This is a genomic window from Modicisalibacter radicis, assembly GCF_900961225.1.
Taxonomy (GTDB): domain Bacteria; phylum Pseudomonadota; class Gammaproteobacteria; order Pseudomonadales; family Halomonadaceae; genus Modicisalibacter.
This window is the reverse complement of sequence record NZ_CAAHFN010000065.1, coordinates 1-17,158: the sequence shown is the minus strand read 5'-3', so window position 1 is coordinate 17,158 and position 17,158 is coordinate 1. Positions and strand designations below refer to the sequence as shown.

Below are 17,158 nucleotides of genomic sequence, written 5' to 3'. Positions count from 1 at the left end.
GATGCAAGCGGTACCGCGGGGTTGCACGCTGGTGGTTGGCCTGGGCGTGTCGGGATGGGCGATCGCCCGTCACCTGACCCGCCAGGCGCGGCCATTCATGGTCGCCGATACCCGTGAATCGCCGCCCGGGCTCGCTGCGTTCCAGGCGGCCTTTCCCGGCGTCGAGGTTCACTGCGGCCCGCTGGATACGCTCGACCCGAGCCAGGCGTCGGAGATCGTCGTCAGCCCGGGGGTCGATCCCGGCTCCCCCGGGCTGGCCCGTTACTGGCAGGCGACGCGCGCCGGCGAATCCGGCATGCCCCGGGTGGTCGGTGAAATAGCGCTGTTCGTGCGCGCCTGCCGGGCGCCGATCGCGGCAATCACCGGTTCCAATGCCAAGTCGACGGTAACCACGCTGCTCGGCGAAATGGCCCGTGAATCCGGCAAGCGCGTCGCGGTCGGCGGCAATCTGGGCACCGCCGCGCTGGATCTGCTGGTCGAGTGCCCCGACGCCGAACTCTACGTCCTCGAGCTTTCGAGCTTTCAGCTCGAGACGACGCCACGGCTCGGCGCGAGCACCGCGGCTTTTCTCAACCTCTCCGAGGATCACCTCGATCGACACGGCGACATGGCCGGCTATCGTGCCGCCAAGTCGGCGATTTTCCGAGGTGCGAGCCATGCGGTGGTCAACGCCGAGGACCGGCTGACCTGGCCCGATGCGCCTGACCTGCCGGTGGCGCGCTTCACGACCCGGCCACCGGAGGGCGATGACTGGGGGATCGCCGAGCAGGGCGCCGGCGCCGCCTGCGAACCCTGGTTGATGCAGGGCGAAAGGCCGCTCATGGCGGTGCGTGAGCTGCGCCTGGCCGGGCGCCACAACCAGGCCAATGCCCTGGCGGCGCTGGCGATGGGAGAACGCCTGGGGCTGGCCCGCGAGGCGATGTGTCGCGTGCTGGCGCGCTTCACCGGGCTGGCGCACCGCGGCGAACTGGTCGGTGAGGCGCGCGGCATCCGCTGGATCAACGACTCCAAGGGGACCAACGTCGGCGCCACGCTGGCGGCGATCGCCGGGCTGGGGCCGACGCTCGACGGGAGACTCATCTGGCTGGGAGGGGGCGTCGGCAAGGGCGCCGATTTCGCCCCCCTGGTCGAGCCGCTGGCGCGTTACGCCCGCGAGGCGGTGGTGTTCGGCGCCGACGGCCCGCGTCTGGCCGAGGCGCTGGCGGGCCGCGTGGCGGTGACCCGCTGCGACGACCTGCGGGCGGCCATGGCGCGCGCCAGCGCTGTCGCCGAGCCCGGGGACTGCGTGTTGCTCTCGCCGGCCTGTGCGAGCCTCGATCAGTTCAGCGACTATCAGGCGCGAGGCGAGGCCTTTCGCGAAGGCGTCGCGGTGTGGATGAACGCATTCGATCAACGGGAGACGCAATGACCGCCCTGGCTCGACGCCTGTCGACGGCCGGCAAGGCCTATGACGGCTGGCTGCTGTTTGCCGCCCTGGCTCTGTTGCTGATGGGCTGGGTGATGGTGACCTCGGCGTCTACCGAGATCGCCACCAGCCTGACCGGCAATGCCTACTATTTCAGCCTGCGCCATGGCGTCTTCGATCTCCTGGCGTTGCTGGTTGCGGCAATCACCTTGAAAATCCCCCTGGCATGGTGGCGGGACAATGGTCCCTGGTTGCTGGTGCTGGGGTTCGTGGTGTTGATCGCGGTGCTGCTGGTCGGCCCGGAGATCAACGGCAGCCGGCGCTGGATACCGCTTGGGGTGGTCAACGTGCAGGCCTCGGAGCTGGCCAAGCTGTTCCTGATCGTCTACCTGGCCGGGTATCTGGAGCGTTTCCTGCCCGGAGTGCGCCGGCACTGGTGGGAGTTTCTCAAGCCGCTGGTGATCATGGTGCCGCTGGGTGGGCTGCTGATTCTGGAGCCTGACTACGGCGCGCTGGTGGTCATGACCGGATGCATGATGGGCATGCTGCTGTTGGCCGGGGCGCCGTTGATACGTTTCATTCTGCTGATGATTGCGGTGATCCTGCTAGGTGGCTATGTGGCGGTCGCCGAACCCTATCGACTGGAGCGGATTACCAGCTTCGCCAATCCCTGGGCCGACATGTATGATTCCGGCTACCAGCTGACCCAGGCGCTGATCGCCTATGGTCGCGGTCACTGGCTGGGCCTGGGGCTGGGCAACAGCGTCCAGAAGCTGTTCTATCTGCCCGAGGCGCATACCGATTTCGTTTTTGCGGTGATCGCCGAGGAGCTGGGGCTGGTCGGTGCGGTCATGGTGATCGCGCTGTTTGCGGTGCTCGTCTACCGCGGTCTGCTGATCGGCCGGCGAGCCGAGCTCGCCCGATTGCCGTTCGCGGCCTACCTCAGCTACGGTATCGCCCTGGTTTTCGGCGCCCAGGCGTTCATCAATATCGCCGTGAGTACCGGCATGTTGCCGACCAAGGGCTTGACGCTGCCGTTGCTGAGTTACGGTGGTTCGAGCCTGGTCGTCAGCGCGGTGATGGTGGCCCTGCTGCTGCGGGTCGATATCGATACGCGCAAGCGCGGTCGCGGCTCGCCGGTCCGTGAAAAGCCGGCGGCGTAGATCAAGGAGTACTCGGCGGTGACAGAGCAAGCAGTGGCCCAGGCGGCCGAGGGCAGTTCGCTCCGCGTGCTGATCATGGCCGGCGGTACCGGCGGCCATGTGATTCCCGCGCTATCGCTGGCCAAGGCACTGGCGGCAAAGGACGCTCGTGTCGAGTGGCTGGGTAGCCCGCGGGGGATCGAGAATCGCCTGGTACCGGCGGCCGGCCTGGTGCTGCATCGCATCGACGTGGCGGGGTTGCGGGGCAATGGGCTGGCTGGCTGGCTGGCGGTGCCGGTACGCCTGACGAGGGCGATTCTTCAGGCGCGCCGGGTGATTGCCGAGTTCGATCCCCACTTGGTGGTCGGGCTGGGCGGCTTCGCCAGTGGCCCGGGTGGCCTGGCAGCATGGCTGTCGCGGCGGCCGCTGATCGTGCACGAGCAGAATGCCATCGCCGGGCTGACCAATCAGGTATTGGCGCGTCTGGCGACGCGCGCCTACGCGGCTTTTCCCGGTGCTTTCCGCAAGTTCGGTGGACGCGAGGCGATCGTCATCGGCAATCCGGTGCGCGACGAGATAGCGCTCCTCGGCGAGTCACCGCGCAGGGTCTCGGCAATGCAGGGGCGCCGGCTCCGGCTGCTGGTGGTGGGTGGCTCCCTGGGGGCGGTGGCGCTCAATGACCTGTTGCCCCAGGCCCTTGCCCTGTTGCCCGAAGGGCAGCGTCCGGCGGTGCGCCATCAGGCCGGGCGCGAGCGAGCGGAGGCCACCTGCGACAACTATCGAGCGGCGGGCGTCGATGCCGACGTCAGCGAATTCATCGACGACATGGCCGAAGCCTACGACTGGGCCGATCTGGTGGTCTGCAGGGCCGGCGCATTGACCGTGGCGGAACTGGCTGCGGCGGCCAAGCCATCGTTGCTGGTGCCGTATCCCCATGCCGTCGACGACCATCAGACCATCAACGCCCGTTATCTGGTCGAGGCCGATGCGGCACGACTGTTACCCCAGGAAACCTTGAGTGCCGCGACGCTGGGCGAGGCGCTGAGCGAGGCACTCGACCCCCAGCGACTCGCCGGCATGGCGACCGCGGCACGCGGCCGCGCGCATCTCGACGCTGTCGAGCGGCTGGTGGCTGGCTGTATGGAGATACGTTTTGAGCGATAACAGGCGCGATTCCAGCCCCGCCAGGGCCCATCGAGGGCTAGGCATGCGGCGGACCCGCAATATCCATTTCGTGGGGATCGGCGGGGCCGGCATGTGTGGCATCGCCGAGGTGCTGGCCAACGAGGGCTACCGTGTCAGCGGTAGCGACATCAGGGAGTCGCCGATCGTCGCGCACATGCGTCAGTGCGGGATCGACGTGGCGATCGGCCATGCCGCGGAAAATGCCCGGGGGGCGGATGTCGTCGTGGTCTCGACGGCGATCGATACGGCCAATCCGGAAATCGCCTGGGCACGCGAACATCGCGTGCCGGTGGTGCGACGTGCCGAAATGCTGGCCGAGCTGATGCGTTTTCGTCACGGCATCGCCATCGCCGGCACCCATGGCAAGACCACCACGACCAGCCTCACCGCGACGCTGCTCGGGGAGGGCGGACTGGATCCGACCTTCGTGATCGGAGGCAAGCTGACCAGCGCGGGAACCAATGCCCGTCTTGGAGCGGGCGCGTATCTGGTCGCTGAAGCCGACGAGTCGGATGCCTCCTTCCTGCATCTGCAGCCGATGGTTGCGGTGGTAACCAACGTCGACGCCGATCACATGGAAACCTATGCCGGCGATTTCACACGGCTCAAGGACACCTTCGTCGAGTTCTTGCACAACCTGCCGTTCTACGGGCTCGCCGTGGTCTGCATCGACGATGACAACGTGCGCGAGATGTTGCCGCGCGTGCAGCGCCAGTTCGTCAGTTACGGCTTTCACGACCAGGCCGATTACCGCATCGGCGACTTCGTCCAGCAGGCCGGGGAGATCCGCTTTACCGCCTGGCGCCCCGAGGGCTACGCCCCCCTGGAGGTGCGCCTGGCAATGCCCGGCGAGCACAATGCGCTCAACGCCCTGGCGGCGATCGCGGTGGCTACCGATGCCGGCGTCGATGACGCGGCTATCCAGCGTGGCCTGGCAAGCTTCGCCGGCGTCGGCCGGCGCTTCCAGGTGCATGGCGAGTACAGGCTGGCCCACGGCCAGGGCGAGGTCATGCTGGTCGACGATTACGGTCATCATCCGCGCGAGGTGGAGATGATCATACGTGCGGTGCGTGCCGGGTGGCCGCAACGCCGGCTGGTGATGGTCTACCAGCCGCATCGCTACTCGCGCACCCATGATCTTTATGAAGATTTCGTGCGCGTGCTTTCCGGTGTCGACGTGCTGTTGCTGCTCGATGTGTATGGCGCCGGGGAAGCGGCCATCGCTGGAGCCGACGGGCGCAGCCTGGCCGGCTCGATTCGCCAGCGTGGCGAAGTCGATCCCGTGTTCGTCGAGAGCAAGCATGAACTCCCCAGGCTGCTGAGTCATGTGCTGCACGACGGCGATATCCTGTTTACCCAGGGAGCCGGTGATATCGGCGGGATCGCCGTCGCGCTCGCAGCCGGCCGGCTCCAGATGGATGAGATCGCATTATGAACAGTGATACGCAGGCCCCGACGGATGGCGATTCTCGCCGGGATTATGGGCGGGTCGTGGTTCTCTACGGCGGTGATTCGGCGGAGCGCGAGGTCTCGCTGGCCAGTGGCGGGGCAATTCTCGCGGCGTTACAGCGGTGTGGCGTCGATGCCCAGGGCTACGATCTGGCCGCCGGCGGCTTGACCGGGCTCGAGGCGTTGGCTCCGGACCGGGTCTTCATCGCCCTGCATGGACGTGGCGGTGAAGATGGCACCTTGCAGGGGGCACTGGAGCTGCTGCGGATCCCCTACACCGGGAGCGGCGTGCTGGCTTCGGCGCTGGGCATGGACAAGCAGCGCACCAAACGGCTCTGGCAGGCACACGATCTGCCTACCCCGGCAAGCGTTACCCTGGGGCCCGATTGCGACTGGCCGGCGGTGGTCGAACGGCTGGGTTTGCCACTTGTCGTCAAACCGATACACGAGGGCTCGACGCTGGGTATCACCATCGTCGAGAATGCCGGCGATCTGGCTTCGGCCTATCATGAAGCGGCGCGCTTCGACGCCGAAGTCATGGCCGAACGCTTCATCCAGGGCGAGGAATATACGGTGTCGCTGCTGGGGGACGCCATCCTGCCGGCCATACGCGTCGAAGTGCCGAGCGGGTTTTACGACTACCAGGCCAAGTACCATTCCAATGAGACGCTCTATCATCTGCCTTGTGGTCTGGATGCGGCGACCGAGGCAACGCTTGGCGAGCTGTGTCGCGATGCCTTCCTCGCCGTGGGCGGTCGTGGCTGGGGGCGCGTGGACGTGATGCGCGACGGCGAGGGGCGCTTCTGGTTGCTCGAGGTGAACACCGTACCCGGCATGACCGACCATAGCCTGGTTCCGCAGGCCGCAGCGCATGCCGGGCTCGGCTTCGAGTGTCTGGTGCTGCGTATTCTCGATACCACGATGGAGCCCTGACCGCATGGCGGAAAGCGGTCTCCGCGCGCGCGGGTCGATCCTGGGGCTCGTGCTGTTGCTGGTCCTGCTGGGGGCCGGCGGCCGGACGCTATGGCTGTGGCTGGACCGGCCCATCCAGCGGGTCTCGATCCGGGGGGACCTGGAGCATGTCAGCGCCGATTACCTGCGTGAAAAGCTCACGCCGGTGGTGCGGGGCCAGACCTGGCTGTCGGTGGATCTGGGTGAGCTGCGCCGGCATGCCCGGGCGACCGAGTGGATCGCCGAGGCGCGCGTATCGCGGCAATGGCCCAACTCGCTGACGTTCGAACTCTACGAGCAGCAGCCGGTGGCACGCTGGAACGACAGCTATCTGCTCAATCCCGAGGGTGTCGCTTTTCATCGCGACAACGTGCCGGTTTCCGAGGATCTGCCCGATCTGGCTGGCCCGGAAGGCAGCGGTAGCGAGGTGCTGGCCCTCTATGATCGGCTGCAGAGTCGATTGGTGCCGTTGGGCTTGCAGGTCTCCCAACTGCGCATGGAAGACCGCGGGGCCTGGCGCGTCCAGATCAATGATGCCTTCTGGATCATGCTGGGGCGCAATCATCGCCAGGAGCGAGTGGCCCGGTTCATCGCTGCATGGCAACGTGAATTGAGCGGCGAGGCGTCGCGAATTCGCTACATCGATCTGCGTTACCCCAACGGTGTTGCCATAGCCTGGCATGGAGAGAGCGACGGTAAGATCGACGAACCCTGAGCTCACATTGATACCTTTAATACGGCTAGCGCCCATCAACAAAGGCGTGAGGGTATTTCTTTCGACGAAAAATACCCGTATTCTGAGCGCGTATTCCATTGAACCGGTTTTTAAACGCAGCTTGTTCACTATAATCGGCTCAGTATCTATTTAGGTTGATAACCGGATTCTTAATTCAGTGAAGATCGAGGAGTAATCCCGACCCATGCCAGGACAATCCAACGCTTCCAATATGGTGGTCGGGCTGGATATCGGAACATCGAAGGTGGTTGCCATCGTTGGGCAGCCTACCGACGATGGTGGTCTCGAGATCGCCGGAATAGGCTCGCATCCCTCGCGGGGGATGAAGAAGGGCGTGGTCATCAACATCGAGTCCACGGTGCAGTCGATTCAGCGTGCCGTGGAAGAGGCCGAGCTGATGGCCGGTTGCGATATCCACTCGGTCTATGTCGGTATTGCCGGCAGCCACATCAGCTCGATGAATTCCGATGGCGTGGTGGCGATCAAGGATCGTGAAGTCACGCCGTCGGATATCGACCGGGTCATCGATTCCGCGCGAGCGCGTGCGATATCCGAAGGACAGCGGATACTGCACGTGCTGCCTCAGGAGTTCGCCATCGATACCCAGGAAGGCATTCGTGAACCGCTGGGCATGTCCGGGGTGCGGCTCGAGGCCCGCGTGCACCTGGTCACCGCGGCACTGAACGCGGTGCAGAACATCGAGAAGTGCGTGCGGCGCTGCGGGCTCGAGGTCGATGCCATCATTCTCGAACAACTGGCGTCGAGCCATGCCGTGCTGACCGAGGATGAGCGCGAGTTGGGCGTCTGCATGGTGGATATCGGCGGCGGCACGACCGATATCGCGGTGTTCACCGAGGGTGCCATTCGCCACACGGCGGTCATTCCCATTGCCGGCGACCAGGTGACCAACGATATCGCCATGGCGCTGCGCACGCCGACCCAATACGCGGAGGACATCAAGGTCAAGTACGCCTGTGCGTTGACCCAACTGGCCTCCAGCGACGAAATGATCAAGGTTCCCAGCGTGGGCGACCGACCGGCCCGCGACCTGTCGCGGCAGGCATTGGCCGAGGTGGTCGAGCCACGCTACGAGGAACTCTTTACTTTGGTACGTGAGGAACTGAGACGCAGCGGTTACGAGGATCTCGTGGCCGCGGGCGTGGTGCTGACCGGAGGCACGTCGCGCATGGAAGGCGTGGTCGAGCTTGCGGAGGAGATCTTCCATATGCCGGTACGCATAGCCAGTCCGCAGAATGTGCGAGGTCTGGCGGATGTGGTACGTAATCCAATTTATTCCACAGGCGTGGGTTTGCTACTCTACGGTATGCGCGATGCCAAACAGGCGCAGAGCCGTGCAGTTTCCGCCCAGCCCCGTAGAGAGGAAGTCTCGCGGCGTGGTCTCAAGGACGGCATTTCGGCGCTGGAACGGGTCAAAGGCTGGTTCAAAGGAAATTTCTGACAGGGCCGCACTGCGCGGTCACAGGAGACGGGGCAAATGTTCGAACTGGTAGATAACGCACCTTCCAGCAGCGCGGTCATCAAGGTGATCGGCGTTGGTGGAGGCGGCGGCAATGCCGTCAATCACATGGTCGAAAGCAACATCGATGGCGTCGAGTTCATCTGCGCCAACACCGATGCGCAGGCGCTCAAGCGAGTTGCCGCCAAGACCGTTCTCCAGTTAGGCAGCGAGATTACCAAGGGGCTCGGCGCGGGTGCCAGTCCGGATGTCGGGCGCCAGGCCGCCATGGAGGATCGCGAGCGTATTGCCGAGCTTCTCCAGGGCGCCGACATGGTGTTCATTACCGCGGGCATGGGCGGTGGCACCGGTACCGGAGGTGCGCCCGTGGTTGCCCAGGTGGCCAAGGAGCTGGGTATCCTCACGGTCGCGGTGGTGACCCGGCCTTTCCCGTTCGAGGGCCCCAAGCGCATGCGTGTCGCCGAGGAGGGCATGCGCGAGCTTTCCGAGCATGTCGACTCGCTGATCACCATCCCCAACGAGAAGCTGCTGGCCGTGCTGGGCAAGAGCGCCAGCCTGCTGAGTGCCTTCAGCGCTGCCAATGACGTGCTGCTGGGAGCCGTGCAGGGGATTGCCGAGCTGATCACCAGCCCCGGTATCATCAACGTCGATTTCGCCGACGTGCGTACCGTGATGTCCGAGATGGGCATGGCGATGATGGGCACCGGTGGCGCCACCGGCGAGAATCGTGCCCGTGAAGCGGCCGAGAAGGCGATCCGCAGTCCCTTGCTCGAGGATATCGACCTGCACGGCGCGCGGGGGATCCTCGTCAACATCACTGCCGGGCCCGACCTGTCGATCGGTGAGTTCAATGATGTCGGTGCCACCGTGCAGGAGTTCGCCTCGCAGGATGCGACGATCGTGGTGGGCACGGCCATCGATATGGAGATGACCGACGAGTTGCGCGTCACCGTGGTGGCGGCGGGGCTCGATGGCCGTCGCGAGAAGCCGGCCGGCCGCGAGGCCGCAACGCGGCCGGAGACGACCGACTATCGCAAGCTGCAACAGCCGACGGTCATGCGTCAGCAGGCTGCCAAGGCCGACCAGGAAGAGGCGGCCAAGGCACGTCAGGAGCGCCGCAAGAACAAGGATATGGACGACTATCTGGACATCCCGGCCTTTCTGCGGCGTCAAGCCGATTGAGCCCGACAGTGTGACAAGGGGCGTGGTCGGATGACATTATTTTGTTTAAACAGCCGTTCGATGTTATAGTGAACACTGTTTCGCAACTCTGATGACAGCCTGGCCATTGCCCATGATCAAGCAAAGAACACTCAAGAACACCATGCGCGCCACGGGCGTGGGTCTTCACTCCGGTGAAAAGGTCTACCTCACGCTGCGCCCGGCTCCGGCCGACACGGGGATCGTGTTCGTCCGCACCGATCTCGATCCCGTCGTGCACATTCCGGCCCGCGCCGAGAGCGTTACCGATACGACGCTATGTACCGCGCTGTCCTGTGACGGCGTCAAGGTGGCGACAGTCGAGCACTTGATGTCTGCATTCGCGGGGCTGGGGATCGACAATGCCTTCGTCGAACTCAGCGCGCCGGAAGTGCCGATCATGGACGGTAGCGCCGGGCCTTTCGTCTTCCTGATCCAGTCCGCGGGGATCGCCGAGCTGGAGGCGCCCAAGAAGTTCATACGCATCAAGCGCGAAATCGTGGTGCGTGACGAGGACAAGGAGGCGATCTTCCTGCCCTACAATGGCTTCAAGGTCTCCTTTTCCATCGCCTTCGACCATCCGGTCTTCGAGCACCAGAAGCAGACGGCCAGTGTCGACTTCTCGACGACCTCTTTCGTCAAGGAAGTCTCGCGAGCGCGTACATTCGGTTTCATGCGCGATCTTGAATTCCTGCGTTCGCACAACCTCGCGCTGGGTGGCAGCCTGGACAATGCGATCGTCGTCGACGATTACCGGATCCTCAACGAGGGCGGGTTGCGCTACGATGACGAATTCGTCAAGCACAAGGTGCTCGATGCCATCGGCGACCTCTATCAGCTCGGTTACAGCTTGATCGGCGAATTCCGGGGCGTGAAATCCGGGCATGCGCTGAACAACCAGCTATGTCGCGCCATGCTTGCCAATCCCGAATCCTGGGAAATCGTGACCTTCGAAGGGGCCGCTCAAAAGGCGCCGATCTCCTACTCGGCTCCGGCAATGGTCATGTAGGGACGCGACGGTACACGCTTTGGCATGTCATCCATTGACGCCAGCCCCATCGGGCTGGCGTTTTTCGTTGCGAATGCAGGCTTGGCCGTGAGCGCCCCAGGGGGCCCCTTCGCGGGGCTTGATCAGCGCGCTTCGGTCGGCGGCTCGGCGTGTGCGGCCAGGCGCTCGAGGGCTCGCTTCAGGCGCGGATCCTCGGTATCGCGGGCGCAGCTCGAGAGTTCGTCGGCCGCCTGGCTCGACAGGGTGCGTGGCTGGATGAGCGGGGGCTTGGGCGGCGCGACCGGCCGTACCTTGAAAGTCAGTCCGGTTACGGCTTCCAGTTCGGGCAACTGACGCAGTAGTTCGAGTAGGCGTGCCTGCTCGTAGCGTAGCCAGGTCAGCCAAACGGCCCGGTCGGTAATCAAGGTGAGCTTGCCCTGGCGGTAGCCGCCGACAAAGAGGTGTGCTCTCACCTCCTGGGGCAAATGGCTGCGCAGGTGTTCTTGGGCGCGGCCAATCACATTGGCCACGCGCATCAGGCCGTTGAGCTCAGAGGCGCGGCGACTGTTGCCATCGAGTAGCGATGTGGTGGGCTGGGCGCGAAAACGCTTAGCCTTTATACTCATTGGCTTGCACTGTTGATGAACGGTGCCCTCAATCTAGCATGCCCCGGAGTCCTTCAACAGCATGACCGATGTGACGTTCGCTCATCAGGCCGAAACCAGCGGCAGCCGGCAGCGCTCAAGGCGCCTGTCGCGTTGGTGGCTGGCCGGCTTGCTGGTCGGTTGCTTGCTGCCCTCGTCGCTGGTGCATGCGGAAGCGGTGCGCATTGCCGAGCAATTGACCCAGATCTGCTTGATGGCGCCGGCGGCCATTCGCGCCGAATCGCGTCGTGTGGCGCGCCGCCGGGCGCAACGTAGTGTGCCGCGCCGCCGGCATGTCAGGTCATGTCGGGGAACCGTCCGTACGCGGCGCGAGGGGCTGCCCTGTGCCGGGCTTGATGTCCTGAATCGACGAGGTCCACCTCGGCGCATGAGTTGATCTGGCCGGAGAGCCAGTACGCCGATTGTCGAGGCGCCAGGCGGCGCTTCGCGATAGATGATTACTTCGTTATTCAGGATATCCAATGCTAAACACCCTGGTACGCAAGATGGTCGGTTCGAAGAACGACCGTGAAGTGAAACGCATGGGCAAGCTCACCGGCGAGATCGGTGCCTTCGAGGAGAGCATCGGCGCGCTTGGCGATGACGAATTGCAACAGCGTACAGAGCAGCTTCGCGAACGGCTGAGAGGCGGTGAAAGCCTCGACAAGCTACTGCCCGAGGCCTTTGCGTGCGTACGCGAGGCCAGCAAACGCGTCATGGGCATGCGCCACTTCGACGTCCAGTTGATCGGCGGGATCACCTTGCACCGAGGCCGCATTGCCGAGATGAAGACCGGCGAAGGCAAGACCCTGGTGGCGACCCTGGCCGTTTATCTCAATGCCTTGCCGGGTCGAGGCGTGCATGTGGTCACGGTCAACGACTACCTGGCGCGGCGTGACGCCGAGTGGATGCGCCCGCTCTACGAGTCTCTGGGCTTGACGGTGGGCGTCATCTACGCGGGACAGACGTCCGAGGAGAAGCGCGCGGCCTACGCCTGCGACATCACCTACGGCACCAACAACGAGTTTGGCTTCGACTACTTGCGCGACAACATGGCCTTCTCGTTGGGCGACAAGGTTCAGCGAGAGCTGCATTACGCGATCGTCGATGAGGTCGACTCCATTCTCATCGATGAGGCCAGGACGCCGCTGATCATCTCCGGGCCCGTGGAGGAGAATACCGACCTCTACAAGGTCGTGGATCGGCTGGCCACCGAGCTCAAGCAATGCGAGGATCCCGAAGACCCCGAGAGTGGCGAATTCACCCTCGAGGAAAAGCAGAAGCAGGTCGAACTGACCGAGGCCGGCCACCACAAGGTGGAAGAGCTGATGCGTCGCCAGGGGCTGCTGGCCGAAGAGGATTCCCTGTACGCGGCGCAGAACCTGGGCCTGTTGCAACACATGCATTCCGCGCTACGCGCTCGGCATCTTTTCCACCGTGACGTCGACTACATCGTCAGCAACGGCGAGGTGGTCATCGTCGACGAGCACACCGGTCGCAGCATGCCCGGGCGTCGCTGGTCGGAGGGGCTGCACCAGGCGGTGGAGGCCAAGGAGGGTGTGGCCATCCAGAAAGAGAGCCAGACGCTGGCCTCGACGACCTTCCAGAACTATTTCAGGCTCTATGAAAAGCTTGCCGGCATGACCGGGACGGCCGATACCGAGGCCTTCGAGTTTCGCCAGATCTACGGGCTCGACGTCACGGTCATCCCCACCAACAAGCCCATCGCGCGTACCGATTACAACGATCTGGTCTACCTCTCCGCCCAGGAGAAGTACGAGGCGATCATCGAGGACGTCAAGGCTCAGCGCGAGGCCGGTCGGCCGGTGCTGGTCGGCACGGCGTCGATCGAGACCTCCGAGCTGCTGGCGAACCTGATGAAGCAGGGGGGGATCCCGCACAACGTGCTCAACGCCAAGCAGCACCAGAGCGAGGCCGAAATCATCGCCCAGGCCGGCCGTCCCGGCGCCATCACCATCGCGACGAACATGGCCGGTCGCGGTACCGATATCGTTCTGGGGGGGAACTGGGAAGCCGAGGTCGCCAAGCTGGACAATCCCAGCCAGGCGCAGATCGATGCCGCCAAGGCGGAATGGCAGCAACGTCACGATGCGGTACTGGAAGCTGGCGGGTTGCACGTCGTCGGCTCCGAGCGGCACGAGTCACGGCGCATCGACAACCAGCTGCGTGGCAGGGCTGGACGTCAGGGCGATCCCGGGTCGACGCGGTTCTTCCTCTCTCTGGAGGATAACCTGATGCGCCTGTTCGGCTCCGATCGGGTGCAGCGCCTGATGCAGGCGCTGGGGCTCGAGCATGGCGAGGCGATCGAGCACAAGATGGTTTCCAACGCCGTCGAGCGGGCTCAGAAGAAGGTCGAGGGGCGTAACTTCGATATTCGCAAGCAACTTCTGGAATACGACGACGTGGCCAACGACCAGCGTCGGGTGATCTACGATCAGCGCGATGCCATTCTCGGCGCCGATGAAGTGGCCGAGAACGTGGCAGGAATTCGCGACGAAGTCCTGAACGAGGCGATCACCGCCTACGTGCCGCCGCAGAGCTTGCCCGAACAGTGGGACCTGGAAGGGTTGCAGCATCATCTCAAGAGTGAATTCAACCTCGACGTGCCGCTACTGGAATGGGCCGAGGAGGATGAGCATTTCCACGAGGAACTGCTGCGCGAGCGCCTGCAGAACCAGCATCGCGAGATCTACGCCGCCAAGGTCGAGGCGGTGGGAGCCGAGTTGATGCGCCGCTTCGAGAAGCAGGTAATGCTTCAGGTGTTGGACACCCGCTGGAAGGAGCATCTGCAATCGATGGACCATCTGCGGCGCGGTATCCACTTGCGTGGCTACGCCCAGAAGAATCCCAAGCAGGAGTACAAGCGCGAGGCCTTCGAGCTCTTCCAGAACCTGCTGACCAACATCAAGCATGACGTTACCCGCATCCTTAGCCACGTGCAGGTACGCAAGCAGGAAGAGGTCGAAGAGTTGGAGCGCCAGCGTCGCGAAACGCTCGAGCGCGAGAAGGCCTCCGCAACGCAGCAGCACGAAGCGGTCGAGAACGAAGCCGCGCGGGGCGATGAACGGGATGAAACCGCAGCATCCCAGACGGTGCGGCGCGAAGGACCGAAGGTTGGTCGCAATGACCCGTGCCCCTGCGGTTCCGGCAAGAAGTACAAGCAGTGTCATGGCAAGTTGAATTAACCGCGAGCGTGCCTGGCGGCGGTCATATGGCCGCCGCAGGCCTGACGCATCGATTTCAGGAGGCTAGTGGATGGCGGTAGGCGAAGCAGTCTTCCCGCAAATGCCGGTGATCGCCGGGGTTCGGCTCGGTACGGCGCAGGCGGGAATCAAGAAGGCAGGGCGCCGTGACGTCGCGATCATAGAGGTGTCGGAAAGGGCGCGCGTTGCCGGTGTCTTCACGCGCAACGCATTCTGTGCCGCCCCGGTACAGATCGCCAAGCGTCATTTGCAGCGCCAGGCGAGTCGCTATCTGCTGATCAATACCGGCAATGCCAACGCCGGTACCGGCACGCAGGGCATGCGGGACGCGCAGGCCTGCTGCGCGGCCCTGGCGCAGCTTGCCGACGTGGACGATCACAATGTGCTGCCTTTCTCCACCGGGGTGATCGGCGAACGCCTGCCCGTTGACCGTCTCTGCGACAGTCTTCCCGAGGCCATGGCGAACCTGGACGACTCGGCTGCCGCCTGGCAGCTGGCGGGGGAGGCCATATTGACCACCGATACGCGTCCCAAGGGGGCGAGCGCGACGTGCGATATCGATGGGCAGACGGTGACCATCAACGGCATCGCCAAGGGATCGGGAATGATCAAGCCGAACATGGCTACCATGCTGGCCTTCGTGGCTACCGATGCCGATATCGAGTCGACGTTGCTCGATAGCCTGTTGCGGAACAGCGTGGATCGCAGCTTCAACTGCATCACCATCGACAGCGATACCTCGACCAACGATGCCTGCATGCTGATTGCCACTGGCGAGGGCGCGAGCGTCGTCAGCGAGGCGTCCGTCGCGGCGTTTCGCGAAGCGCTGGATGCGGTCATGCGGGAGCTGGCCCAGGCAATCATCCGTGACGGTGAAGGCGCGACCAAATTCGTCACGCTGGATGTCCAGGGGGCGCTTTCCCGCGACGAGGCATTGAACGTCGCTTTCACGGTGGCGCATTCGCCGTTGGTCAAGACCGCGCTGTATGCCTCGGATGCCAACTGGGGGCGTATCCTGGCGGCGGTCGGCCGGGCGCCGGTCGAGGATTTCGATGTCGAGCGCGTGACCATAGACCTGGGGGATGTGCGCCTGGTGGAGTCGGGAGGGCGTGCTCCTGGCTATACCGAAGAGGCCGGCAGCGCGGTTATGGCGCGCGACGAGATCGACATACGCATTATCCTGGGGCGTGGCGACGCCGCGGCCACGGTATGGACGTCCGATCTGTCTCACGGCTACGTTTCGATCAATGCCGATTATCGTAGCTAGTAGCGATCGAAGCATCATAATGAGCGAATTCGCCTGAATTCGCGTCAGCAACGTGACAAGGGTAGCAAGGCAACATGATCAAGCGACGGGTGCACGTGGCGGCTGCCGCCATCTTCAGTGATGACGGCCAGGAAGTATTGCTTGCCAGGCGGCCCTCTACGGTCGATCAGGGTGGGCTATGGGAATTCCCCGGTGGCAAGCTGGCTCCTTACGAAACCGGTTTCGTGGCTTTGCAGCGAGAGCTCTACGAGGAACTGGGCGTCACGATCGACCGGGCGCAGCCTTTGATCCGTGTCCATCATGAATATTCCGACAAGCATATCCTGCTCGACGTTTGGCAGGTGCGCGCCTTCAGCGGCGAGCCCTATGGACGAGAGGGGCAGGCCGTGCGCTGGGTGAAGCTCGACGAGCTGTTCAACTATCCGTTCCCGGCGGCAAACCTGCCCATCCTGCGTGCCGTGATGTTGCCCACCGAATATCTCATCAGTGCCGAGGAAGCCGACGATGCGGCCTTTCTGGGCAAGCTGGAAAGAGCCCTGCGGGAAGATGGCATCCGCCTCGTCCAGTTGCGGGCCAAGACATTGGAGCACGAAGCATTCGTGCAGCGTGCCGAAAAGGCGCTGGCGCTATGTCGCGGGTACAATGCCCGCTTGCTGCTCAATGGCGAGCCCGAACTGCTGGATCGTGTCGACGCCGATGGCATCCACCTGACCAGCGATCGCCTGATGACCCTCGATCGCCGGCCTATCGTGCAGGGCAAGTGGCTCTCGGCATCGACGCATAATGCCGAGCAGCTCGATCAGGCCGCACATATCGGCTGTGATTTCGTCACGCTTTCGCCGTTGCGGACGACGCCGACGCACCCCGACGCAACGCCTCTTGGCTGGCATGACTTTCAGCAATTGGTGGAGCCTGCCGGTATGCCGGTCTTCGCGCTTGGCGGGATGACCCGGCACGATGCCAACCACGCAAGGGCGGTTGGCGCCCAGGGCATCGCATCGATACGCGACTTCTGGCGTTAGTGTCGATGAAAGCCCTCCGGGCCGCGGTGAGGTCGCCGCATGCGTTTTTTTGATGTCGGCAGGCATCATGAAGAGAGTTCGACTAGAATATTTGATTGAAGCCCTTGCGTTCGCCGCTGCCGAGCCGTAAAGTACGCATCCGCTGCTCGCGACGGACACACGTCGCCGGCGGTGGAGGTAGCGCAAGGTATTGTTCCCGTTAGGTTTTTCTTCGCTCGATTGAGCAAGGCGGGGTTGACAGGGACGCCGGATTCGGTAGGCTATGCGCCACTCGATCGGGGTTCGCCCGACGGCTCGAGTCGGCTTTCCAGCAAAGTCTCTCGGGCAGGCTACGAAGCCCCGGCTTCGGATCGCCACGGCGGACACGGCGCTTGACAGCGCGGCCCGGATCGGTAGAATACGCCTTCCTCGCAGGGCGCTGGCGAGCCACCCGGTGGCGCGACAGCACAGCGAGACGCTCTTTAACAA

The 17,158-nt window shown here is 64.0% G+C and carries 14 protein-coding genes; 13 read left to right on the top strand and 1 reads right to left on the bottom strand.

Annotated elements, in window-relative coordinates; translation table 11 throughout:
- The first annotated feature begins 1 nt into the window (after window position 1).
- From murD to lpxC, 9 genes are all read left to right on the top strand, one after another.
- Complete coding sequence (gene murD / locus HR9077_RS10630; RefSeq protein WP_136066979.1) at window positions 2-1,408, top strand: UDP-N-acetylmuramoyl-L-alanine--D-glutamate ligase; 1,407 nt, start codon at window positions 2-4, stop codon at window positions 1,406-1,408.
- Window positions 1,405-2,568 (top strand): putative lipid II flippase FtsW, encoded by a 1,164-nt coding sequence (ftsW, locus tag HR9077_RS10625; protein ID WP_136066978.1) that lies wholly within the window; start codon window positions 1,405-1,407, stop codon window positions 2,566-2,568. Before murD ends, ftsW begins: the two co-directional genes overlap by 4 nt.
- 75 nt (window positions 2,569-2,643) lie before the next feature.
- On the top strand, window positions 2,644-3,711 hold the full coding sequence (murG, locus tag HR9077_RS10620) for an undecaprenyldiphospho-muramoylpentapeptide beta-N-acetylglucosaminyltransferase (RefSeq protein WP_136067289.1): 1,068 nt from the start codon (window positions 2,644-2,646) through the stop codon (window positions 3,709-3,711).
- A 43-nt stretch (window positions 3,712-3,754) separates the two neighbouring features.
- Window positions 3,755-5,167 (top strand): UDP-N-acetylmuramate--L-alanine ligase, encoded by a 1,413-nt coding sequence (gene murC / locus HR9077_RS10615; RefSeq protein WP_136066977.1) that lies wholly within the window; start codon window positions 3,755-3,757, stop codon window positions 5,165-5,167.
- The gene (locus HR9077_RS10610; protein WP_136066976.1) at window positions 5,164-6,114 is read left to right on the top strand and encodes a D-alanine--D-alanine ligase; all 951 of its coding nucleotides are present in this window, start codon (window positions 5,164-5,166) and stop codon (window positions 6,112-6,114) included. Before murC ends, HR9077_RS10610 begins: the two co-directional genes overlap by 4 nt.
- Window positions 6,115-6,118: 4 nt before the next feature.
- Complete coding sequence (locus HR9077_RS10605; protein ID WP_136066975.1) at window positions 6,119-6,847, top strand: cell division protein FtsQ/DivIB; 729 nt, start codon at window positions 6,119-6,121, stop codon at window positions 6,845-6,847.
- 205 nt (window positions 6,848-7,052) lie between these two features.
- Window positions 7,053-8,327, top strand: a complete 1,275-nt coding sequence (gene ftsA, locus HR9077_RS10600; RefSeq protein ID WP_136066974.1) for a cell division protein FtsA — start codon at window positions 7,053-7,055, stop codon at window positions 8,325-8,327.
- Between the two features lie 36 nt (window positions 8,328-8,363).
- The gene (ftsZ, locus tag HR9077_RS10595; RefSeq protein WP_136066973.1) at window positions 8,364-9,527 is read left to right on the top strand and encodes a cell division protein FtsZ; all 1,164 of its coding nucleotides are present in this window, start codon (window positions 8,364-8,366) and stop codon (window positions 9,525-9,527) included.
- A gap of 112 nt (window positions 9,528-9,639) precedes the next feature.
- Window positions 9,640-10,554 carry a UDP-3-O-acyl-N-acetylglucosamine deacetylase gene (lpxC, locus tag HR9077_RS10590; protein WP_136066972.1) on the top strand — a complete coding sequence of 305 codons (915 nt, stop codon included), beginning with the start codon at window positions 9,640-9,642 and terminating at the stop codon, window positions 10,552-10,554.
- A 122-nt stretch (window positions 10,555-10,676) separates the two neighbouring features.
- Here the strand turns inward: lpxC and HR9077_RS10585 are convergent, their stop codons facing one another.
- Window positions 10,677-11,159 carry a DUF721 domain-containing protein gene (locus HR9077_RS10585; RefSeq protein ID WP_136066971.1) on the bottom strand — a complete coding sequence of 161 codons (483 nt, stop codon included), beginning with the start codon at window positions 11,157-11,159 and terminating at the stop codon, window positions 10,677-10,679.
- 61 nt (window positions 11,160-11,220) lie between these two features.
- On the opposite strand from HR9077_RS10585, the gene HR9077_RS10580 reads away from it, so the two are divergent.
- The 4 genes from HR9077_RS10580 to HR9077_RS10565 all read left to right on the top strand — a co-directional run bounded on the left by HR9077_RS10580 (window position 11,221) and on the right by HR9077_RS10565 (window position 16,690).
- Window positions 11,221-11,574: a hypothetical protein gene (locus tag HR9077_RS10580; RefSeq protein ID WP_136066970.1), complete on the top strand. Its 354-nt coding sequence runs from the start codon at window positions 11,221-11,223 to the stop codon at window positions 11,572-11,574.
- A gap of 85 nt (window positions 11,575-11,659) precedes the next feature.
- Window positions 11,660-14,383: a preprotein translocase subunit SecA gene (gene secA, locus HR9077_RS10575; RefSeq protein WP_136066969.1), complete on the top strand. Its 2,724-nt coding sequence runs from the start codon at window positions 11,660-11,662 to the stop codon at window positions 14,381-14,383.
- A gap of 70 nt (window positions 14,384-14,453) precedes the next feature.
- Complete coding sequence (gene argJ / locus HR9077_RS10570; protein WP_136066968.1) at window positions 14,454-15,668, top strand: bifunctional glutamate N-acetyltransferase/amino-acid acetyltransferase ArgJ; 1,215 nt, start codon at window positions 14,454-14,456, stop codon at window positions 15,666-15,668.
- Window positions 15,669-15,742: 74 nt separating this feature from the next.
- Window positions 15,743-16,690, top strand: coding sequence for a Nudix family hydrolase (locus HR9077_RS10565; protein ID WP_136066967.1), 948 nt, complete (start codon window positions 15,743-15,745; stop codon window positions 16,688-16,690).
- Window positions 16,691-17,158: the final 468 nt, after the last annotated feature.